Origin of the sequence: Evansella tamaricis (assembly GCF_019042215.1) — a bacterium.
Taxonomy (GTDB): Bacteria; Bacillota; Bacilli; order Bacillales; family Salisediminibacteriaceae; genus Evansella; species Evansella tamaricis.
On the sequence record NZ_JAHQCS010000032.1, the window covers coordinates 1 to 21,420 of the forward strand.

Annotated in this window: 20 protein-coding genes; all 20 read left to right on the forward strand. The window is 38.2% G+C overall.

Translation table 11 applies throughout. From position 1 onward, the window contains the following. The first annotated feature begins 561 nt into the window (after positions 1 to 561). The 20 genes from spoIIE (at position 562) to lysS (ending at position 20,897) form a co-directional block, all read left to right on the forward strand. Positions 562 to 3,021 carry a stage II sporulation protein E gene (spoIIE, locus tag KS419_RS01715; protein ID WP_217064365.1) on the forward strand — a complete coding sequence of 820 codons (2,460 nt, stop codon included), beginning with the start codon at positions 562 to 564 and terminating at the stop codon, positions 3,019 to 3,021. A 131-nt stretch (positions 3,022 to 3,152) separates the two neighbouring features. Then, positions 3,153 to 3,881, forward strand: a complete 729-nt coding sequence (locus KS419_RS01720; protein ID WP_217064366.1) for a vWA domain-containing protein — start codon at positions 3,153 to 3,155, stop codon at positions 3,879 to 3,881. Further along, positions 3,850 to 4,866: a serine/threonine protein kinase gene (locus KS419_RS01725; RefSeq protein WP_246593599.1), complete on the forward strand. Its 1,017-nt coding sequence runs from the start codon at positions 3,850 to 3,852 to the stop codon at positions 4,864 to 4,866. The genes KS419_RS01720 and KS419_RS01725 overlap by 32 nt, the downstream gene beginning before the upstream one ends. A 33-nt stretch (positions 4,867 to 4,899) precedes the next feature. Next, on the forward strand, positions 4,900 to 5,658 hold the full coding sequence (locus tag KS419_RS01730) for a threonine/serine exporter family protein (protein WP_217064367.1): 759 nt from the start codon (positions 4,900 to 4,902) through the stop codon (positions 5,656 to 5,658). A gap of 14 nt (positions 5,659 to 5,672) precedes the next feature. Then, on the forward strand, positions 5,673 to 6,122 hold the full coding sequence (locus KS419_RS01735; RefSeq protein ID WP_217064368.1) for a threonine/serine exporter family protein: 450 nt from the start codon (positions 5,673 to 5,675) through the stop codon (positions 6,120 to 6,122). Next, positions 6,106 to 7,491 carry a tRNA lysidine(34) synthetase TilS gene (gene tilS / locus KS419_RS01740; protein WP_217064369.1) on the forward strand — a complete coding sequence of 462 codons (1,386 nt, stop codon included), beginning with the start codon at positions 6,106 to 6,108 and terminating at the stop codon, positions 7,489 to 7,491. Before KS419_RS01735 ends, tilS begins: the two co-directional genes overlap by 17 nt. 64 nt (positions 7,492 to 7,555) lie before the next feature. Then, the gene (gene hpt, locus KS419_RS01745; RefSeq protein ID WP_217064370.1) at positions 7,556 to 8,095 is read left to right on the forward strand and encodes a hypoxanthine phosphoribosyltransferase; all 540 of its coding nucleotides are present in this window, start codon (positions 7,556 to 7,558) and stop codon (positions 8,093 to 8,095) included. Between the two features lie 165 nt (positions 8,096 to 8,260). Further along, positions 8,261 to 10,189 (forward strand): ATP-dependent zinc metalloprotease FtsH, encoded by a 1,929-nt coding sequence (gene ftsH / locus KS419_RS01750; RefSeq protein ID WP_217064371.1) that lies wholly within the window; start codon positions 8,261 to 8,263, stop codon positions 10,187 to 10,189. A gap of 120 nt (positions 10,190 to 10,309) precedes the next feature. Then, entirely contained in the window at positions 10,310 to 11,086 is a 777-nt protein-coding gene (locus KS419_RS01755) for a type III pantothenate kinase (protein ID WP_217064372.1), read from the forward strand. A 19-nt stretch (positions 11,087 to 11,105) separates the two neighbouring features. Next, entirely contained in the window at positions 11,106 to 11,975 is an 870-nt protein-coding gene (gene hslO, locus KS419_RS01760; RefSeq protein ID WP_217064373.1) for an Hsp33 family molecular chaperone HslO, read from the forward strand. Between the two features lie 105 nt (positions 11,976 to 12,080). Then, complete coding sequence (gene cysK / locus KS419_RS01765; protein ID WP_217064374.1) at positions 12,081 to 13,007, forward strand: cysteine synthase A; 927 nt, start codon at positions 12,081 to 12,083, stop codon at positions 13,005 to 13,007. A 147-nt stretch (positions 13,008 to 13,154) separates the two neighbouring features. Further along, on the forward strand, positions 13,155 to 14,594 hold the full coding sequence (locus KS419_RS01770) for an anthranilate synthase component I family protein (RefSeq protein ID WP_217064375.1): 1,440 nt from the start codon (positions 13,155 to 13,157) through the stop codon (positions 14,592 to 14,594). 22 nt (positions 14,595 to 14,616) lie between these two features. Continuing rightward, the gene (gene pabA, locus KS419_RS01775; RefSeq protein WP_217064376.1) at positions 14,617 to 15,213 is read left to right on the forward strand and encodes an aminodeoxychorismate/anthranilate synthase component II; all 597 of its coding nucleotides are present in this window, start codon (positions 14,617 to 14,619) and stop codon (positions 15,211 to 15,213) included. Beyond that, a complete protein-coding gene (gene pabC, locus KS419_RS01780) occupies positions 15,198 to 16,064 on the forward strand; it encodes an aminodeoxychorismate lyase (protein WP_217064377.1) in 867 nt (288 codons plus the stop codon). The genes pabA and pabC overlap by 16 nt, the downstream gene beginning before the upstream one ends. A gap of 72 nt (positions 16,065 to 16,136) precedes the next feature. Further along, the gene (folP, locus tag KS419_RS01785) at positions 16,137 to 16,910 is read left to right on the forward strand and encodes a dihydropteroate synthase (RefSeq protein WP_217064384.1); all 774 of its coding nucleotides are present in this window, start codon (positions 16,137 to 16,139) and stop codon (positions 16,908 to 16,910) included. Positions 16,911 to 16,935: 25 nt separating this feature from the next. Then, positions 16,936 to 17,301 (forward strand): dihydroneopterin aldolase, encoded by a 366-nt coding sequence (folB, locus tag KS419_RS01790; protein ID WP_217064378.1) that lies wholly within the window; start codon positions 16,936 to 16,938, stop codon positions 17,299 to 17,301. Further along, complete coding sequence (folK, locus tag KS419_RS01795) at positions 17,298 to 17,834, forward strand: 2-amino-4-hydroxy-6-hydroxymethyldihydropteridine diphosphokinase (protein WP_217064379.1); 537 nt, start codon at positions 17,298 to 17,300, stop codon at positions 17,832 to 17,834. Before folB ends, folK begins: the two co-directional genes overlap by 4 nt. Continuing rightward, positions 17,786 to 17,992, forward strand: coding sequence for a helix-turn-helix domain-containing protein (locus KS419_RS01800; RefSeq protein WP_217064380.1), 207 nt, complete (start codon positions 17,786 to 17,788; stop codon positions 17,990 to 17,992). Before folK ends, KS419_RS01800 begins: the two co-directional genes overlap by 49 nt. Before the next feature lie 26 nt (positions 17,993 to 18,018). After that, positions 18,019 to 19,032, forward strand: coding sequence for a tRNA dihydrouridine synthase DusB (gene dusB / locus KS419_RS01805; protein ID WP_217064381.1), 1,014 nt, complete (start codon positions 18,019 to 18,021; stop codon positions 19,030 to 19,032). A gap of 362 nt (positions 19,033 to 19,394) precedes the next feature. After that, positions 19,395 to 20,897 carry a lysine--tRNA ligase gene (lysS, locus tag KS419_RS01810; protein WP_217064382.1) on the forward strand — a complete coding sequence of 501 codons (1,503 nt, stop codon included), beginning with the start codon at positions 19,395 to 19,397 and terminating at the stop codon, positions 20,895 to 20,897. Positions 20,898 to 21,420 lie beyond the last annotated feature (523 nt).

The following is a 21,420-nucleotide window of genomic DNA, read 5'->3' on the forward strand; positions in this document are numbered from 1 at the left end:
AAAAAGCATGATAGGAGCGGTTTTCTCCTATCATGCGAGCGACGAGCGCAGCCATTGCCATACAAATAAAAGCAACTGAAAAAGTGGTTTTAAACATTTTCAGTTGCTTCCTACTCGCTACGGGGCACTTCGGAAGTGACAACCGAAGTCAAAGAGCGAACTTCTGTTGTCATTCCTGCACTGCCCTACGCTCGTAACCATAGGCCATTCCGCTTTTCTTATTGTTGTAATCAAATATGATAAAAAACTTCCGTGGTTCTTCGTCAATTTCATGCACAATGGTAAGAATTCGTCATTTTCTAAGATTAACACTATTTTAAGTGTAATAATTCGGTTGTAACAACGGTTTGAAGGGGATTATTAAAGAAAAAAGGGAGTGGATTTCCTGACTTATAGATTGGATGCTAAAAGAAAGCTTGTGTAACATCACCAATTTCTTGGACGGTTATAGGGGATTCTCGTCGAAGACTTTTTTTAGGTAGAATTCTTGTTTTGACAAAATCTGAAGGAAGAACATGTTTATAATGTTACCACGAGACAGAGTGAATAGGTGGTGCTAAGATGTTTCAACGATTCTCATTGAAAACGATTGATGGACAAGTTGGTACAATTGAAACAACTCCATTGAAAACCGCAAGAAGTCAAGAAAATAGTGAATTAATGAGTAGTGACTCTATCAAAAAGACACTAATCATTTTCGGTGTAGGACTATTGTTAGGGAGAGCAGTGATCCTACTACATTTACTCCCGTTTGTGATACCTTTCTTAGCAGTTATTTTCCATACAAAGCGAAACTACACCCTCTTGGCGGCATTTGCATTGACTGTGGGAGCAACAACAGTTTCGTTCTCTTTTGCAGGTCATGCTGTGGTAGCTATTGTATTCTATTTTTTAATTCAGGGATTTACTAACTCCATTACAAATGAAAAAAGACTCGTTCCAGTTACTGTCTTTTTGGCAACGGGATCTGCCCGATATTTAGGGTCTGTTATTAGTGATGGTAACTCGTGGTACAACTTCTTTACGGCAACTGTTGAAGCGGGACTGGCGATGATTGTAACTATGATTTTCTTTCAAAGTATTCCTTTGTTTTTCGAGAAAAAACGAAAATTAACTTTAAAACATGAGGAAATAGTATGTTTAGTGATTTTACTAGCTTCGTTGATGACGGGGACCGTTGGATGGTTAGTATTTCAATTGTCTGTTGAACAAATTGTTGCAAGATATATAGTCCTCATATTTGCTTTTGTTGGGGGTGCAGCTATCGGGTCAACCGTCGGGGTGGTGACAGGATTAATATTAAGTTTAGCAAATGTAGCTAATCTCTTTTATATGAGTCTCCTTGCTTTTTCGGGGTTATTGGGTGGTCTACTAAAAGAAGGGAAAAAAATTCTGGTTGCTATAGGTTTAATTATCTCTACTTTACTAATGGGCATGTATGGAGACAATCAAGTCCCGATGGAAATGTCACTTTATGAAACACTCGTAGCCGTTGCATTATTTATGTTAACTCCTAAGAAATGGACAGAACAATTGTCAAAATATATTCCTGGAACCATAGAGCATTCACAAGAGCAGCAACAGTATATACGTAAAGTGCGAGATGTCACGGCAGGGAAAGTAGAACAGTTTTCGGACCTGTTTTTAAGTTTATCCAAAAGTTTTACACTTCTTGAAACGAATGGGGAGAAAACCACCCGTGAGCGGGAAGTTGATTTATTCTTAAGTAAAGTCACAGAAAAGACATGTCAAACGTGTATGAAAAAACATCAATGTTGGACAAAGAAATTTCAGGAAACCTACAGTTTAATGGAACAAATAATGAGAGAGTGTGAGAAAGAAGGGGAGGTTATAAATAGGAATTTACAAACTGAATGGAGGCAACATTGCATCATAGATGAACGGGTTGTTGATGCTATGAAAAGTGAGTTAAATCAACACCATGCAAGCAAACGTTTGAAACAACAGTTGATTGAAAGCCGAAGGTTAGTGGCGGATCAGCTAAAAGGTGTATCAAAAGTAATGGAGGACTTCGCTAAAGATATCCAACGGGAGAAGCAGGAGCATGAAAAACAGGAAACGGAAATCACGGAGGCAATTCAACAGGCAGGATTAGACGTGGAAATGGTAGACGTCTATAACTTAGATGCGGGAAATATCGATATTGAGATTACATTAATGAATAATTCTTATAATGAGGGGGAAAAAATTGTTGCACCACTATTATCTAATATTTTGAATGAGACAATTATTGTGAAGCATTCGGAACCTGCGACACTGACAGGTACTGAGCAGAGAGTAACATTTGGTTCCACAAAAAAGTTTGAGATTATGGAAGGCATTGCTCATGCAGCGAAAGGGGGAAAACTAGTTTCTGGAGACAGTCACTCCACCATGGAACTGGGGGCAGGGAAATATGCTATTGCCATTAGTGACGGAATGGGAAATGGAGCAAGGGCGCATGTTGAAAGTCAGGAGACCATTGGCTTACTAAAAAATATTCTTCGATCAGGTATAGAGGAGACAGTAGCAATCAAGTCCATTAATTCCATACTTTCATTACGGTCACAGGAAGAAGTTTTCTCGACCCTTGATTTAGCAATGATAGATTTACAAGATGGATTTGTCAAATTCCTGAAAGTTGGATCCATTCCAAGCTATATTAAACGGGGGAACCAAGTGAAGGCAGTGGAAGCAGGAAACCTTCCAATTGGGATATTACATGATATGGATGTGGATGTTGTATCGGAGCAACTAAAATCAGGAGATCTTCTAATAATGATGAGTGATGGTATCTATGAGGCTCCTCCAATGGTTGAAAACAATGATATTTGGATGAAACGTATTATAAAGGAATTGGAAACAGATGACCCTCAGGAAGTGGCAGATCTATTAATGGAGCGTGTTATCCGTGAAACAGGCAATGAAATAAATGATGACATGACTGTTATTGTAGCAAGATTAGATCATCATCTCCCTAAATGGGCGTCGATTTCATTGCCACAAAAGAAAGATGCGTAAATAGATTTTAGTCTAATAATATAAGCATACAAGCAATAAATTTTTCCAAAGAAAATTACATCCTAGCTAGGTATAAACTCTCCTAATCTTGTAAATGATGATAGTAATTACAAGACTGGAGGGGAAGAATATTGAAAAAGGGAACATTGAGGCAAATTCTACTATTAACAGACGGTTGTTCTAATACGGGAGAAGATCCTATTGCCATTGCTTCATTGGCAAAAGAAGAGGGGATGACGGTAAACGTTATTGGTATTGTTGACCGGCAGGAAATGAGCGAAGCTGGAGTTAATGAAATTGAGTCTATCGCAGAAGCCGGTGGGGGCATTAGTCAAGTTGTTTATGCGAGACAATTATCACAGACAGTACAAATGGTTACTAAAAAAGCCATGACCCAAACCATTTATGGAGTTGTGAATCGAGAAATCTCCCAAATCCTTGGAGAGGAAAAAGAATTGGAGGACTTAGAACCTGAAAAACGAGGCCAATTAATGGAAGTTGTGGACGAGTTAGGGGAAACGATGGATCTAGATATTATTATCCTTGTTGATACAAGTGCCAGTATGAAAAATAAACTCCCTATGGTTCAAGAAGCATTACTAGATTTATCTGTTAGTTTGAGAGCGAGAACCGGTAACAATCATTTTGCATTATACTCTTTTCCAGGTAAACGAAAAGATGTGGATAAGTTAATTAACTGGACACCACATTTTGATTCATTATCAGGTGCATTTAAAAAAATGTCTACATCTGGGGTAACACCTACTGGACCTGCCCTACAAGAAGGTATAGGAATCATGCGAAAACGTATGAAGAAGAAAGGGTCAGATGAAGATGAGTTCTACCTCGAAGAAGCGTGATTTAACACTTCTTCCAAATGAGGTTGTGGTGGGCAGGTGGCACAATAATTCTTATCGAATCGTTCGAGAGTTAGGGTATGGAGCAACGGGAACAGTTTATCTGGCAGAAGGTAGAGATGGTCCAGTTGCAATTAAAATAGCAAGTGATTCCATGTCAATTACATCGGAAGTAAATGTTCTACGTCAGTTTTCCAAGGTCCAGAGGCCTAGCCTTGGGCCTTCTTTTTATGATGCTGACGATTACATTACACCTGATGGGTGTTACCCCTTTTATGCTATGGAATATATAAAAGGTGAAGCTTTTTTACCTTTTTTGAGATCAAGGGGAGGAGAGTGGCTTGGAATTATGGTTGTTCAATTATTGGGAGACTTGCATCGTTTACATCAGGAAGGTTGGATTTTTGGGGATTTAAAGCCAGAGAATCTTTTAGTTACTGGGAACCCGTCTAGAGTAAGGTGGTTAGATGTGGGAGGAATCACAAAGGAAGGGAGAGCAATTAAGGAATATACAGAATTCTTTGACCGAGGATACTGGGGATTTGGAGGTAGGAAAGCGGAACCCACTTATGATCTTTTTTCTGTTTCCATGCTCATGATTAACCGGGCTTATCCATCTAGATTTGAAAAGAATTTAAAACATGGAAGTACATCACTTCAGTCAAGAGTAAACGACAAGGAAATCTTAACTCCTTTCAGTGATGTCATCCATAAAGGTTTGGAAGGAAAATATAAAAGCGCTATGGACATGAGAAAAGAATTAATGGAGATTATTCAAAATACAACTTTCACTTCTACAACTGAAAAGAAAATAAAAAGGAAGGAAACTCGAACATCTATAAAAAAGCAAAAGGTACAAGATAAAAAAAAGAATTCTGCAATCAAGAACAAAAGAGAACGTAGATTTGTAGGTATATTTGAGTCGATGCTGTTCGCCTCTTTTCTTCTTATCTTATATATTTTATACTTATTTGGACAAGCAGTATGATGTTTATTGGATTGGTAGAGGTGGTGTTTGATCATGGGGAAGGCAGATGATGTCATGGACATCTGCTTACTAGCTGGTGAAATAATGCTTAAATACGGAGCGGAAACCTATCGGGTGGAAGAAACACTAGAAAGGATTGCGAAAGCAGCAACCTTTAAAAATGTCCATTGTTTTGCTACAACAACTGGGATATTTCTTTCCTTTGAAGAGACAAAAGAAAAAGAAGATTTAATGCAGATGGTACGTATTGATGACAGAATGCAGGACTTAAATAAAGTAACAGAAGTGAATCAGGTTTCTAGGGAGTTTGTTGCCGGTGAGTTAACAGTTAAAGAAGCACACGAAAAATTAACGGCCATCTCACAGGCACCGATGCAATTTCCTTTATGGGTCATTCATCTTGCAGCAGGTTTTGCCGGGAGTGGTTTTTCCTATTTATTTGGTGGAAGTTGGTTCGATTTGCTTCCAGCTTTCTTGGCAGCGATTGTTTCCAGTTTAGTTCTGGTAGAACTTGAACGTCATTTAAAGGTGAGATTTGCAGCGGAATTTGCAGCGGCTTTTTGTGGAGGGACAACCGCAATTGGACTTGTATACTTTGGCCTTGGAGCGAACTTAGATCAAATTATTATTGGATCCTTAATGCCATTAGTACCTGGTGTACCGTTAACAAATGCGGTTAGGGATTTAATGTCAGGTGATTTGTTAGCAGGAGTAACCCGAGGAGCAGAAGCATTACTAACCTCTTTGGCTATTGCAAGCGGGATTGCACTTACAATCTCAATTTTTCTTTGAAAGGGTTGGAACAAATGCAACTCACCATAGAGCTGATTATTACATTTATAGCCACTGTTGCCTTCGGAATTATTTTTAGTGTCCCAAAAAGGGCATTACTTATTGGAGGGGCAATTGGAATGGTAACTTGGGGCATTCTCCAAGGGGGGCTTCACTTTGAAGTTTCTCCTGTAGTTTCTACCGCTATCGCTTCTTTATCAGCAGCGACTACCTCTCATTTCTTAGCGAAACGGATACGAATTCCAGTTACGGCTCTCGCAATTCCAGGTATCTTACCCCTTGTCCCCGGGAGCAGAGCATACTTTACTATGCTTTCCTTTGTGGAAGGGGATTATTTAACCGGGTTAGAGTTTGGTGTTCAAACAATGCTACAAGCTGGGGCAATTGCTTCCGGACTAGTGTTTGCTTTGGCAATATTCTCTTTTGGGAAAGGGATTGGTCATCGATATGAACCAAACCGTTGATAAATTTATTTTAGCTCATCAATTATTGGATGAGGAAGATCATATCCTGATTGGGGTTTCGGGGGGTCCAGACAGTATGGCACTTCTTCATTATTTAAATCATCGTCACCCTTCCTCCATTTCAGTGGCTCATGTGGAACATGGATTAAGGGGTAAAACATCCATAGAAGACATGGAGTTTGTTAAAAATTTTTGTTCAAAGAAAGAAATCCCTTTTTATTTCCATCAGCCTAATGTCCACGCCTTAAAATCGTTGAAAGGATTATCTACACAGGAAGCTGCCAGAGAAGCGAGATATAATTGGTTTCTCCAACTTATGATAGAAATACAAGCAACGAAACTAGCTTTGGCTCACCATGGTGATGACCAGATCGAAACGGTATTAATGAGACAAGTTCGTGGTAGTTACAATGGACTGCAGGGAATTCCTGTGAGAAGGGAGTTTGGTAAGGGGAGTATTATTAGACCCTTTCTTTGTTTAGAAAAAAAAGAAATTGTAAAGTATTGCATAGATAATCACGTCCCTTATCGGTTAGATGAATCAAATACTCAAGATACATATCAGAGGAATAGATTTCGTAAATCCGTCCTTCCTTTTTTAAAAGAAGAAAACCCAAGAGTACATCAAGCGTTTCAGCGTCAAAGTGAATGGATGAAGGAGGATGCTATCCTTTTAAACAATATGGCAGAAGAAAAGACTTGGGATACTGTCATAGTCAAAGGAAAACAAAAAGTAACCCTTTCAATTGAGGAATTCTCTTTACTGCCAATGCCTTTACAAAGGCGAGGAGTTAATCTAATATTAAACTATCTGTCACCAAATGCGGTGTCGCACATGAATGCTAAACACTTGGAAGATATTCTAGCTTTAATGAAAAGAAATATTCCTTCAGGAACACTTCATTTACCAAAAGGGATAGTTATCGAGAAATCCTATGACCATTATCATTTCATGTATGGCGTACTTGGGAATAAGGAAGAGTCTCAGGAGAAGATAGAGATTCCTATTCCGGGGATGTTACCTCTTAAAATGGGAAGAGTAAGAGCATCAATCCTTTCTAAAATTGATATTGATTTAAAGGATGAATCTGTTTTCATGGCAGATATTAATAAAATTTCTTTGCCACTATTTATTCGCTCCCGGGAACAAGGTGATCGGATCTCTCCCTATGGATTAAATGGTTCAAAAAAGGTTAAGTCCATTTTCATTGAACAAAAAATACCAAAAGGAGATAGAGTTCACTGGCCGATTGTTACAGATAGTCATAATAAAATAATGTGGATTCCATTGTTAAAGCGATCAAATCTTGCGTTGGTGGACGAACATACAGAAAAAGTAGTGATGTTGGAATATTCACTTAGAGAATAAACATCAAGTAAGTAATACATAGAAATGAGGCAGTACGTAATCATTTAGGAGGGTTATAACAGGAATGAGAGATGACATTAAAGAAGTTCTAATTACAGAAGAAGAAATCCAAGAAAAGGTAAAGGAACTGGGTAAACTTTTGACAGAAGAATATCAAGGGAAATTTCCGTTAGTTGTTGGTGTTTTAAAAGGATCCCTGCCTTTTATGGGTGACTTAATACAACAAATAGATACGCATATCGAATTAGATTTAATGGATGTCTCCAGCTATGGGAATGATACTGTTTCTTCTGGTGAAGTTAAAATTGTAAAAGATTTAAATACATCTGTTGAGGGACGAGATGTATTAATTCTTGAAGATATCATTGACAGTGGATTAACGTTAAGTTATTTAGTTAAATTGTTTCAATATAGAAAAGCAAAATCGGTTAAAGTCGTAACACTTCTCGACAAGCCTGAAGGAAGAAACGTGGATTTAGTCCCAGATATTGCTGGATTTATTGTTCCTGATGAATTTGTGGTTGGGTATGGATTAGATTATGCTGAGAAATACAGGAACCTTCCGTTTATTGGTATTTTAAAACCGGAAATTTATCAAGGATAAAAAAATAACAGTAAATATGTTAGATAACGATTAAAGAGAAGGATTTTCGTTTAAATTAACATGTAGAAAAGGGATTACATGAAATATGGGCTTCTTTATTGTAGTAAAAGACAGTTATATGGTAGTATTATCTATGCGTATTTTGACCGTGGGAGGAGGTAAAGGATGAATCGAATTTTTCGTAATACAATATTTTATCTGTTAATTTTCTTAGTCATTGTTGGGATTGTCAGTGTATTCCAAAACCCCCAAGAGGAGACTAAGGAATTTGATTTCAATACATTCCAGCAGCAGTTACAAGAAGGGAATATAAAATCCTTAAATATAAAACCGAAAAACGATGTATACGTTGCTACGGGAGAATTGAGAAGCCAAATAGATGACAAAAATCATTATGTAGTTAATGTACTGAACTTGGAGCCTTTACTTGTTGAGGTATTTGCTGCGTCAGAAGGAATTGAAACTTTACAAATTGAACAAGCCGATGAGCCAAGTGGATGGGTGAATTTCTTTACTGCAATCATTCCATTTGTCATTATCATTATTCTCTTTTTCTTCCTATTAAGCCAAGCACAAGGCGGCGGAAGTCGAGTAATGAATTTTGGAAAAAGTAAAGCTAAATTAGTTAGCGAAGATAAAAAGAAAGCCCGATTTAAAGATGTTGCTGGGGCTGACGAAGAGAAGCAGGAGCTTGTAGAAGTGGTTGACTTCTTAAAGGATCCAAGAAAGTTCGCAGCAATTGGTGCACGTATACCAAAAGGGGTATTATTAGTTGGACCTCCTGGTACTGGTAAAACACTTTTAGCCCGAGCTGTTGCAGGTGAAGCTGGTGTTCCATTCTTCTCCATCAGTGGTTCAGACTTTGTGGAGATGTTCGTAGGTGTCGGTGCATCCCGTGTTCGTGATTTATTTGAAAATGCAAAAAAGAATGCTCCATGTATTATTTTTATAGATGAAATTGATGCAGTTGGTCGTCGCCGTGGTGCTGGTCTTGGTGGCGGACATGATGAGAGAGAACAAACGCTAAACCAGTTACTTGTGGAAATGGACGGTTTTGGAGTAAACGAAGGTATTATTTTGATTGCTGCCACAAACCGTGCTGATATATTAGACCCTGCACTACTCCGTCCAGGTCGATTTGACCGTCAAATTATGGTTGGTCGTCCTGATGTTAATGGCCGTGAAGAAGTGTTAAAGGTACATGCTAAAAATAAACCTTTAGCTGATGATGTGGATCTTAAAACCATTGCACAACGGACACCTGGTTTTTCCGGTGCAGACTTAGAGAACTTACTCAATGAAGCTGCTTTAGTTTCTGCTCGAGGAAATAAAGAAAAGATTGACATGGAGGCAGTGGAAGAAGCCATTGACCGTACCATTGCAGGTCCTTCAAAGAAAAGCAGAGTAATTTCTGAAAAAGAGAAGAATATCGTAGCCTTCCATGAGGCTGGACATACAGTAGTTGGGGTGAAACTGGAAAGTGCAGATCTGGTTCACAAAGTAACGATTGTACCACGGGGGCAAGCTGGTGGATATGCTATGATGCTTCCGAAAGAAGACAGGTACTTCATGACAAAACCGGAACTCCTTGATAAAATTGTAGGTTTATTAGGTGGTCGAGTTGCTGAGGAAGTTACCTTTAACGAAGTAAGTACTGGGGCTCATAATGACTTCCAGCGTGCAACTGGTATTGCCCGGAAAATGGTTATGGAGTTTGGAATGAGTGATAAGCTAGGTCCAGTTCAGTTTGGTAATACACAAGGAGAAGTTTTCCTGGGAAGAGATATTAATAACGAGCAAAATTATAGTGATGCAATCGCACATGAAATTGATATGGAAGTACAACGAATCTTAAAAGAATGTTATGAGCGTTGTAGACAAATTCTTGTTGAAAATAAAGAAAGCCTGGAATTAGTCGCGAAATCACTTATTGAATTTGAAACATTAGATGCTCAACAAATTAATTCATTAATCGAACATGGCAAAATGCCGGAAAATCATCATATGTATGGAAAAACAAATGGTGACAACGATAATGACCTTACAATAAATATTCAAGGAAAAGATGATTCTGATGAATCGAAAGACAACTAAGGGAAGTTAAAAAACATAAATAATTCATTTACAAAAGGGGTGTCTGATTCAGGCCCCTTTTTTCTTTACATACAAACCTTATTCCTTTCAGTTCGTCGTTTTCTTAGGGGGTATACGGAAATGATTCTTGTTATGGATATTGGGAACTCTAATATTGCAGTAGGATTATATAAAAAGAAAGTTTTAAAATACCATTGGCGAATGAAAACTGATGCAGAAAAAACCGAAGATGAATACGCCATGACAATAAAAAGTCTGTTTGATTATGAAGGAGTAGGTATCAAGGAAGTTGAAGGTATTATTATCTCCTCCGTTGTACCGCCAATTATGTATTCATTAGAGCAAATGTGTAACAAATACTTTGATATGTCTCCAATGGTAATTGGGCCAGGGATAAAAACAGGACTGAATATAAAGTATGACAATCCTAAGGAAGTAGGTGCCGATCGTATCGTTAATTCCGTCGCGGGGATACAACTTTATGGATCCCCATTAATAATAGTCGATTTCGGCACGGCTACAACGTATTGTTATATAGATGAGTCCAAACAATATCTAGGTGGAGCTATTGCTCCGGGAATAGGCATTTCAACGGAAGCACTGTATAACCGTGCATCAAAACTGCCAAGAATAGAAATCACGAAGACCAAAAGTGTGATTGGTAAAAACACAGTACATGCGATGCAATCAGGTATTTTGTATGGGTATGTTGGACAAGTGGAAGGGATAGTTAAACGTATGAAGTTGCAGGCTAATTCCAATCCAACTGTGATCGCCACTGGAGGATTAGCATCGTTAATAGCAAATGAGTCAGAAGTAATAGATATCGTAGATCCTTTTTTAACCTTAAAAGGCCTAGAAATGATTTATGAGAAAAATAAAAGAGATTATACTTAACAGATGGGAGCGATATTACTTGACTGATTATTTAGTTAAAGCGTTAGCATATGATGGGTCCGTGAGAGCGTATGCGATACGATCTACGGAAATGGTTCAAGAAGCAGCGGACAAGCACGATACATGGAGAACAGTAACAGCTGCATTAGGCCGCGCCCTCTCTGCAGGGACAATGATGGGAGCCATGTTAAAAGGAGAAGAAAAAATTACAATTAAGATAGAGGGGAATGGACCAGCAAGCCCAATCATTATTGACTCTAATGCAAGGGGAGAATCTAGGGGATATGTTTCCAATCCCCATGTGGATCCGGAGAGAAAAGAGAACGGAAAGCTAAACGTGTCAGCTGCTGTGGGAGAACAAGGAACATTATCCGTTGTGAAGGATCTTGGAATGAGGGAAAATTTTACTGGGAATGTCCCCATCGTATCAGGTGAATTGGCGGAAGACTTCACGTATTATTTTGCCACTTCTGAACAAACGCCTTCTTCTGTTTCTCTTGGGGTTATTGTAGGGGAAAATGATAGGGTGGAAGCTGCCGGAGGTTTCGTCATTCAAATGATGCCCGGAGTAACTGATGATACAATTGATAAATTAGAATTATCATTGCAATCGTTACCTCCTATTTCAACACTTATAAAAGATGGTCTCTCCCCTGAGGAAGTGTTAGAAAAAGTGTTGGGGAAAGAAAATGTTAAGGTTATTGATACTATGGGAGTTCAGTTTCAATGTAGATGTTCAAAGGAACGAATTGCCCAAGCTATCAAGGGGTTAGGAAAAGATGATATTAGGGAAATGATTGAGGAGGATGGTGGAGCGGAAACACACTGCCATTTTTGTAATGAGCAATATAATTTTTCAAAAGCTGATTTAGAGGCGTTAATAGATTAATTCAGAATTCAAAAAAAATTCATTGACTAAATGATACCACTTTGCTAAGATAATCTCAATAAAACCAATGAATTTACTCGGGTTTATCGGGGAGGAGTTAAGATTATGGTAAAAGTAGTTAATTCCATTACGGAACTAATTGGTGACACTCCATTAGTGAAATTACAGCGGATTGTTCCAGATGGTTATGCTGATGTTTATTTGAAATTAGAATTCATGAACCCTGGTAGTAGTGTAAAGGACCGAATTGCATTGGCTATGATTGAAGATGCTGAAGCGAAAGGTTTACTTAAAGTAGGAGATACCATTGTGGAGCCGACAAGTGGAAATACGGGGATAGGTTTAGCGATGGTTGCTGCTGCTAAGGGCTATAGAACACTTTTGGTAATGCCTGAGACGATGAGCTTAGAAAGAAGAAATCTCCTAAGAGCATATGGTGCTGAACTTATTCTAACGCCTGGTCCAGAAGGAATGGGAGGAGCCATCCGCAAGGCGAATGAGCTACAGAAGGAACATGGATATTTTATGCCACAGCAATTTGAAAATGAAGCAAATCCAGAAGTTCACCGCAATACTACAGCAGTAGAACTCTTAGAACAAGTGGGCGATCAATTAGATGCATTCGTCTCTGGAATAGGTACTGGCGGGACGATCACTGGTGCTGGAGCAGTCTTAAAAGAAAAGTTTCCTGATCTTCAAGTGGTTGCAGTGGAGCCGAAAGATTCTCCTGTCTTGTCAGGGGGTTCTCCAGGTCCCCATAAGATTCAAGGTATTGGCCCTGGATTTGTTCCAGAAATACTTAATACGGATATTTTTGACGAAGTAATTACTGTATCCACAGAACAGGCGTTTGAATATGCTCGCAGAGCCGCAAGAGAAGAAGGGATTTTAGGTGGGATCTCTTCTGGTGCAGCTATCTATAGTGCTCTAGAAGTAGCGAAGCGTCTAGGTGAGGGGAAAAAAGTTGTCGCTGTTATTCCAAGTAATGGAGAACGTTATCTGAGCACAGCCCTATATCAGTTTGACGAATAAAAATAATAATATGATATAAAATAAGTGGCTGAATATTTTCGGTCACTTATTTTTACTTTCCTTCTCCTATCAAGATTCAGTTGTCTTATATAAGGGAATTGCATGGACCATAATCCACCAGTATAATAGCTTTGAGGTGAATTGCTTATGATATATACAAATAGAAAAACAATTGGCTATGCGAAACCTATAATAGAAATCACACCAGATTGGTTTAAAACTTATACAGAATTGGCAAAGAACACTTCACACCATGTATTACTCGAAAGTGGAAGAGGAGGGAGCTATTCCATCATTGGATTATCTCCATGGGCAATACTCAAGGGAAAGAACAAAGAACTTCAAATAACGACAAAGGAGGGAACCGTAACTAAATCGGGCTCCTTACTTAGGTCTTTAAGAGAGTGGTTACAAACTCACAAAGTTGAAAAAAACAAAGAACTACCTGATTTCCAAGGGGGAATTATAGGACAGTTTAGTTATGATATCGTTCGTGAAATGGAGAAACTTCCGGAACAAGCCAATGACGACTTGAATACAGATGACATTTTGTTTATGGCGTTTAATGAAATTGTTTTAATTGACCATAAAAAGGATCTAATTTGGTTTATCGCGATAATAGAAGATGGAAATGAGAAATTTGGATTAGAAACACTCATTAAAATGGAAAAAGAGTGGAAAGAACATTTTCCTACTAATAACACCTACCCATGGTATGTACAACGTTCTAAACCCACGGAAAAAATAATAGAACGTTCGTTCACAGAAGAACAATTTGTAACAGCAGTTAAAAAGACGCAAAAGTATATAACTTCAGGCGACGTATTTCAAGTGAACCTCTCCGTTAGGGAGACTAGGGACATCCAAACACATCCACTCCATATTTATGACTGTTTAAGAAGGGTTAATCCTTCTCCATATATGGGATATTTCCATTTTCCTCATATACAATATGTAGGGGCATCACCTGAGCTATTGGTTAAAATAAAGGAAGATGAAGTAAGTACACGCCCCATTGCCGGTACCCGTTCTAGGGGGGAAACGGCGGAGGAAGATCTTCGGTTAGCGAACACTCTAATTGGAAATGAAAAAGAACGGGCAGAGCATATCATGTTAGTCGATTTGGAGCGAAATGATCTAGGCCGGGTTTGTGAATATGGTTCTGTGGAAGTTAATGAATTAATGGTGATTGAAAAATACTCCCACGTCATGCACATTGTTTCCAATGTACGTGGAAAAAAATCAAAAAAAGCAGATGCACTGGATGTTGTTACGGCAACTTTCCCTGGAGGAACGATTACAGGTGCTCCTAAAATACGAACGATGGAAATTATTGAAGAATTAGAACCCGTTAGAAGGGGAGCATATACTGGTTCTCTTGGCTGGATTGGGTATAATGGTGATATGGAAATAAATATTTCAATCCGGACAATGGTTGTCAAAGACGATTTAGTTCATGTTCAGGCAGGGGCAGGTATCGTCATCGACTCCATTCCCGAGGCGGAGTTTAAGGAGTCTTTAAAGAAAGCAAAAGCTTTGTGGAAGGCAAAAGAGATGAGCGAAGAAGAGTTAAAAACTTTAGTTTAGTTAAGATGAGGAGGATGTTCAAATGATTTTAATGATTGATAATTATGATTCTTTTACGTATAACCTTGTTCAGTACTTAGGTGAAATGGGACAAGACTTAGTAGTGAAAAGAAACGATGAAATCACAATGAAAGAGATTGAGGAACTTGCGCCCAAATATATTATGATTTCGCCTGGTCCTTGTACACCGAATGAGGCAGGGGTTAGTCTAGAAGTCATCGACTATTTCTCAGGCAAAATTCCTATTTTAGGGGTTTGTCTAGGACATCAGTCTATCGGCCAAGCGTTTGGCGGCGATGTCATCAGAGCTGATCGGTTAATGCATGGGAAAACATCCGAAATGAACCACGATAAGAAGACGATTTTTAAAGGATTAGAAAATCCATTTACAGCTACGAGATATCATTCGCTTATCATCAAAAGAGAAACACTTCCAGATTGTTTTGAAATATCTGCTGAAACAGAAGAAGGAGAGATTATGGCTATCCGCCATAAAACCCTTCCAGTGGAAGGGGTGCAGTTTCATCCTGAATCCATTATGACAGGGGCTGGAAAACAGTTACTTCGTAATTTTTTGGAAGAGTATAAGGAGTATGAAAAATCATGTATCTCTACATGAATGGTGTCATTGACCACTATACAAATATAAAAATTTCGCCACTAGATCATGGCTTTCTATATGGTTTAGGTTTATTTGAGACTTTTAGAACCTATCATGGTCATCCGTTTTTACTGGATGACCATTTTCAGCGATTAAAGGATAGCGCTGAAGAATTGAATATTCAATTACCCTCTTATAACAGGGAAAAGACTGTACAAATCATTGAATTATTGTTGGAAAAAAACGGACTGGAAGATGGCTACTTTCGATGGAATATTTCCGCTGGAGAAAGGGAAATCGGATTATCCACTTCCCCTTATCTTTACCCCAATACAGTTGTTTTTGTTAAGCCACTTCCAAGAGAATTGAAGGAAAAAAAAGGTGTTTTCCTTAAACAACGGAGAAACTCCCCTGAAGGTGCCCAACGTTTGAAATCTCATCATTATTTAAACAATATTATTGGTAAAAGGGAGATAGGGTCTAACGGCGAAATCGAAGGAATTTTTCTTTCAGAAAAAGATGTGGTATCTGAAGGGATTGTTTCTAACGTCCTTTGGTGGAAAAGCAATGTTCTATATACTCCAAGCGTTTCTTCCGGTTGCCTTGACGGCATAACAAAAAAATTTATTATAGCCATTGCCAAGGATTTAAAATTGGAAGTGCGAGAGGGAGAATATTCCCCTAGCCACTTGCTGGATGCCGACGAAGTCTTTGTGACAAACTCCATTCAAGGGATTGTTCCATTACAAGAGGTGGATCAAATGCAATTTCCTGGAACATTGGGTCCTATATATAAAGCATTGAAGACAAGATATAAAGCCTGTACTGATAGACTGTGGTCAGTGACGGAAAGAATGGAGATGGAATAAGTGAATCTACAAGGGGATAAAAAAATAGAATGGGATAATTTCTCATTGGATTTTTCCCGAAAAACACATGTGATGGGAATATTAAATGTTACTCCAGATTCTTTTTCTGATGGTGGAATGTATAATGAATCCTCAATAGCAGAGATTCATGCAAAGCAAATGGTGGAAGATGGGGCAACAATTCTAGATATAGGTGGAGAGTCCACTCGACCTGGGGCGGTAAAAGTAGATGAAGAGGAAGAATTGAAACGGGTTTTATCCCCTATAAAAGCAGTAAGGAAAGTAGTTGACGTCCCTATTTCAATTGATACCTATAAATCTCGTGTTGCTGAACTTGCCATTCAAGCTGGGGCAAATATCATTAATGATGTGTGGGGGGCGAAGATGGACCCGTCCATTGCATCCGTAGCCGCAAATTATGATGTCCCTATTATTCTTATGCATAATCGTGAAGAAGCAAAATACAACAATCTCATGGATGACTTGATAAAGGACCTAGAGGAGAGTATCGTTATCTGCCGAAAAGCTGGAGTTTCAGATAGAAAAATGATCTTAGATCCGGGAATTGGATTTGGGAAAACATACGAGCATAATATACTTGTCATGCGCCACTTAGAGAAACTGACAGAATTGGGTTATCCTGTTTTATTAGGAACATCTAGAAAATCGATCGTGGCAAAAACATTAAATCTTCCTGTAAATGAACGAGTGGAAGGAACAGGAGCAACTGTTTGTTTGGGGATCGAAAAGGGTGTAAGTATTGTACGAGTACATGATGTGTTGGAAATTACAAGAATGGTTAAAATGATGGATGTTATGCTCGGGAAAGCACCAATCCCTCAGTAATTTAATAAAGTTAGGGTGAAGATTCATGGATAAGATTTTAGTATCGGGAATGGAATTTTACGGATATCATGGGGTTTTTATAGAGGAAAAAAAACTAGGCCAGCGTTTTTCGGTAGATGTGGAGTTAGAGGTTGACCTTCGACCAGCTGGCATGACAGATGACCTAAATAAAACCGTAAATTATGCAAAGGTATACCAACTGGTAAGGTCTATTATGGAGGGGAATCCTGTAAATCTGGTGGAGACATTAACAGAAAGGATAGCAGGAACCATATTAGTACAATTTGAAACGGTTCAAGCAGTGACGGTCAAAGTGGTGAAACCTAACCCTCCAATAGAAGGACATTATAATTCTGTAGCTGTGGAAATTCGAAGGGAAAGACAATCGTGAAAATAAAAAAGAAAAATACGGTTTACCTATCTCTCGGATCAAATATCGGTGATAGACATCAACACTTAATGGATGCCATTGAACAAATAAAGTTACTTCCCGGGTGTACGGTTGAAAAACTTTCCTCTGTCTATGAAACAGATCCAGTAGGATTTGCAGATCAAACACCATTCTTAAATATGGTTATAAAAATTGAGACATCTTTACAACCTGAAGAACTCCTTAACTCAACACAAAAGATAGAAGAATATGGTGGAAGAACCAAAACTATTAGGTGGGGACCTAGGACAATAGACCTTGACATTTTGCTCTATAACAACGAAAATATAAAGTTGAAACATTTAGAGGTTCCACACCCTCGAATGTTTAAGAGGGGGTTCGTGTTAATCCCATTAAAAGAGATTGAACCGAACCTTATATTTAGCGATGGAAAACCGATTGAAAGATATATAGAAGAATTATCAGAAAAAGAGGGTGTCCGCAAATGGAGGATCTCATATGGGGAAGAAGGATCCGAGCTTTCCGAAAACTAAAAGGATTTACTCAAGAGGAATTTGCTAAACTTTTAGGTATATCTGTTTCAGTATTAGGAGAGATTGAACGGGGGAACCGAAAGCCATCGGAGGAATTTTTAAGCAATGCTACTACCGTTTTAGGTGTTACTATAGAAGAGTTGAACTCGATTAAATAAACTTTTTACCAGAAGAGGTGAGCAACATGTTAAAAATTGGTGATATCACAATGAAAAATAAAGTGGTTCTTGCACCAATGGCAGGAGTTTGTAACCCGGCTTTCCGTCTCATTGCAAAAGAGTTTGGAGCCGGCCTCGTCTGTGCAGAGATGGTAAGTGATAAAGCTATTGTCCATAAAAATGAACAGTCGCTAAAAATGCTGTATGTGGATGAACGGGAAAAGCCGTTAAGTTTACAAATATTTGGCGGAAGTAAAGATACTCTCGTGGAAGCTGCAAAAATAGTGGATAAACAGACAAATGCTGATATTATAGATATAAATATGGGGTGCCCTGTACCAAAAATCACAAAGTGTGATGCAGGGGCAAGGTGGCTTTTGGACCCCGAAAAAATATATGAAATGGTATCCTACGTTGTGGATGCGGTTGACAAACCAGTTACAGTGAAAATGAGAATGGGCTGGGATGAAGACCATATTTATGCAGTAGACAATGCCAGGGCAGTAGAACGTGCAGGAGGCAAAGCAGTAGCAGTCCATGGGCGAACTCGGGTACAAATGTACGAAGGAACTGCCAATTGGGATATTATAAAGGAAGTTAAAGATGCTGTATCTATTCCGGTTATCGGTAATGGAGATGTGAAAACTCCTGAAGATGCTAAGCGTATGATTGATATGACAGGCGTAGATGGGGTTATGATTGGCCGAGCAGCCCTTGGGAATCCTTGGATGCTTTACCGGACCATTCATTATTTAGAAACAGGTCAATATAAAGATGAACCATCCTACAAGGAAAAAATGGATGTCTGTATCCTTCACATGGACCGTTTAATTGCCCTTAAAGGTGAAGATGTCGCTGTAAGGGAAATGAGAAAACATGCTGCTTGGTACATTAAAGGAATGAGAGGCGCAGCAAAGATCAGAGATATGATAAATGCCCTTTCCAAGAGAGATGAACTAGCTGCAGCTCTTTATGCTTTTGTAGAAGAGCAAGAGACTAAGGGAAATGATAAGCCACAGGAATCTTTGATTGCCCAGTGATTTGACATATGTTAGTTTCTTTCCTATAATACCTCTGAGAATATGACAAAACTGCCAGTCTTTTACTGGCAGTTTTCTTCATAACAGACAAAAGGAAGAGGCTTTTCTCTTTATGAACCACTATTACATAGGTACTGAACATTTATGAAACAGAATTATGCTGATTTTAGGTTGATTTTCTGAAAAATAGCAATCTCGTTGTTGTTCTTGTTTTAAGATTATGTTTAGAAGGGTATGTTTTTAAAGATTATCTAGGATTTTAGTGTTAAACATAGCATTTTTATTAATTATAACGTAATCATTCACAATTATTTTTTTAATCGAATTGACTTGTGAAAATTTAATAAACAGGAGTGGTAAGGGTGAGTCATGAATTAGAGTTAAATGACCAACTGCAGGTGAGACGGGAAAAACTAAAGGATATGCTTGATCAAGGAATCGATCCATTTGGTAAACGTTTTGAACGTACCTATGCAGCTAAGAGTTTAAAAGTAGATTATGAAGATAAAACAAAAGAGGAATTAGAAGAAAATGAGGTCTCTGTTACTGTTGCTGGACGAGTGATGACAAAACGTGGAAAAGGAAAAGCGGGATTTGCTCATATACAAGATTTAACTGGTCAAGTTCAGCTTTATGTTCGTAAAGACCAAGTTGGAGAGGAACAATACGAGTTATTTAATCGAATTGATATTGGAGATTTAGTAGGGGTAATGGGTGTAGTATTTAAAACAAAAGTTGGAGAATTATCTGTGAAAGTAAATAACTTTCAAATCTTAACGAAGTCATTACGCCCCCTTCCGGATAAATATCATGGATTGAAAGACGTGGAACAACGTTATCGCCAACGATACCTTGATTTAATTGTAAATCCCGAAGTAAGGGAAACGTTTATACTAAGAAGCAGAATTTTGCAATCAATGAGAAGATATTTAGACGACAATGGTTATTTGGAAGTGGAAACACCAATGATGCACTCTATAGCAGGTGGTGCTTCTGCCAAACCGTTTATTACTCACCACAATGCCTTGGATATGACGCTTTACATGAGAATCGCAATCGAATTACACTTAAAGCGACTAATTGTAGGTGGACTTGAAAAGGTATATGAAATTGGCAGGGTATTTAGAAATGAAGGGATTTCCACAAGACATAACCCCGAGTTTACGATGATAGAGCTTTATGAGGCCTATGCTGACTATAAGGATATCATGTCACTTACGGAAAACTTAATTGCTCATATAGCTAAGGAAGTGTTAGGGACAAGTCTTGTAAAATACAATGAACAGGAAGTGGATCTAGAACCTCAATGGAAAAGGATCCATATGGTAGATGCCATAAAAGAACATACTGGTGTAGATTTTTGGGCGGACATGAACGATGAAGATGCACATGAGCTAGCTAAAAAACACAATGTTCCTGTAAAAGATACAATGAAGTATGGTCATATCGTAAACGAGTTTTTTGAAACTTTTGTAGAGGAAAAATTAATACAACCTACATTTATTTATGGCCATCCTGTGGAAATTTCCCCTTTAGCAAAAAAGAATGAAGATGATCCACGTTTTACTGATCGTTTCGAATTATTTATTGTTGGAAGGGAACATGCTAATGCCTTCACGGAACTTAATGATCCTATTGATCAAAGGGAGCGTTTCGAAGCGCAGTTAGTGGAGCGGGAACAAGGTGATGATGAGGCACATATGATGGATGATGATTTTGTGGAAGCTTTAGAGTATGGAATGCCTCCTACTGGTGGCTTAGGTATCGGAATTGATCGCCTGGTGATGTTATTGACAAATGCCCAATCTATCCGAGACGTTCTCCTGTTTCCACAAATGCGAAAAAGAGATAATGAAGAAGTATAATTATATTTATGGGAGGTGGCTGTTTATTCTCGCCACCTCTTACTTATTATTTTGAGAGGTGAATGAAGAGAGATCTATCATCATCTGTTTCTGTCTTGTTATTGTTATTGTGTACAAAGAGAAAGTGACTATATAGTTGTATAGTGTATTATTAAATAATTAATGGATAAAAACTTGTTCTATTAATAGAGTGTTATATGTCAATCTCGATGGCTTAAATTACCTGTAATCATTTTCTTGCTGATTTATAAAGGTTTTTGTTCTTTATATCATGAAAAGGAGAGTATTTTCATTATAAGAGGGTTGAAATAGATCTTTTAAGATGTTATATTATTTCTTGCCGCCTAATTTAAGGGCGATTAAATTCTTAAAAAGTTGTTGACGCAAACTTGAATAGGTGTTATTATATTCAAGTCGCCAAAAACGAAAGAGTGACTATCGGGAAAAGTTGTTGACAAGCTAATTTAATTATGTTACAATAATAAAGTTGCTAAAAACAACAAACCCATATCTTGACCTTTGA

What these genes read in the sequence shown, in the direction of transcription:
- KS419_RS01725 (WP_246593599.1), top strand. Translation starts at nt 3,850, where the DNA reads ATGAAGATGAGTTCTACCTCGAAGAAGCGTGATTTAACACTTCTTCCA.
- KS419_RS01735 (WP_217064368.1), top strand. Translation starts at nt 5,673, where the DNA reads ATGCAACTCACCATAGAGCTGATTATTACATTTATAGCCACTGTTGCC.
- ftsH (WP_217064371.1), top strand. Translation starts at nt 8,261, where the DNA reads ATGAATCGAATTTTTCGTAATACAATATTTTATCTGTTAATTTTCTTA.
- tilS (WP_217064369.1), top strand. Translation starts at nt 6,106, where the DNA reads ATGAACCAAACCGTTGATAAATTTATTTTAGCTCATCAATTATTGGAT.
- pabC (WP_217064377.1), top strand. Translation starts at nt 15,198, where the DNA reads ATGTATCTCTACATGAATGGTGTCATTGACCACTATACAAATATAAAA.
- folB (WP_217064378.1), top strand. Translation starts at nt 16,936, where the DNA reads ATGGATAAGATTTTAGTATCGGGAATGGAATTTTACGGATATCATGGG.
- KS419_RS01800 (WP_217064380.1), top strand. Translation starts at nt 17,786, where the DNA reads ATGGAGGATCTCATATGGGGAAGAAGGATCCGAGCTTTCCGAAAACTA.
- pabA (WP_217064376.1), top strand. Translation starts at nt 14,617, where the DNA reads ATGATTTTAATGATTGATAATTATGATTCTTTTACGTATAACCTTGTT.
- KS419_RS01755 (WP_217064372.1), top strand. Translation starts at nt 10,310, where the DNA reads ATGATTCTTGTTATGGATATTGGGAACTCTAATATTGCAGTAGGATTA.
- KS419_RS01730 (WP_217064367.1), top strand. Translation starts at nt 4,900, where the DNA reads ATGGGGAAGGCAGATGATGTCATGGACATCTGCTTACTAGCTGGTGAA.
- KS419_RS01770 (WP_217064375.1), top strand. Translation starts at nt 13,155, where the DNA reads ATGATATATACAAATAGAAAAACAATTGGCTATGCGAAACCTATAATA.
- hpt (WP_217064370.1), top strand. Translation starts at nt 7,556, where the DNA reads ATGAGAGATGACATTAAAGAAGTTCTAATTACAGAAGAAGAAATCCAA.
- cysK (WP_217064374.1), top strand. Translation starts at nt 12,081, where the DNA reads ATGGTAAAAGTAGTTAATTCCATTACGGAACTAATTGGTGACACTCCA.
- spoIIE (WP_217064365.1), top strand. Translation starts at nt 562, where the DNA reads ATGTTTCAACGATTCTCATTGAAAACGATTGATGGACAAGTTGGTACA.
- dusB (WP_217064381.1), top strand. Translation starts at nt 18,019, where the DNA reads ATGTTAAAAATTGGTGATATCACAATGAAAAATAAAGTGGTTCTTGCA.
- folP (WP_217064384.1), top strand. Translation starts at nt 16,137, where the DNA reads ATGGGAATATTAAATGTTACTCCAGATTCTTTTTCTGATGGTGGAATG.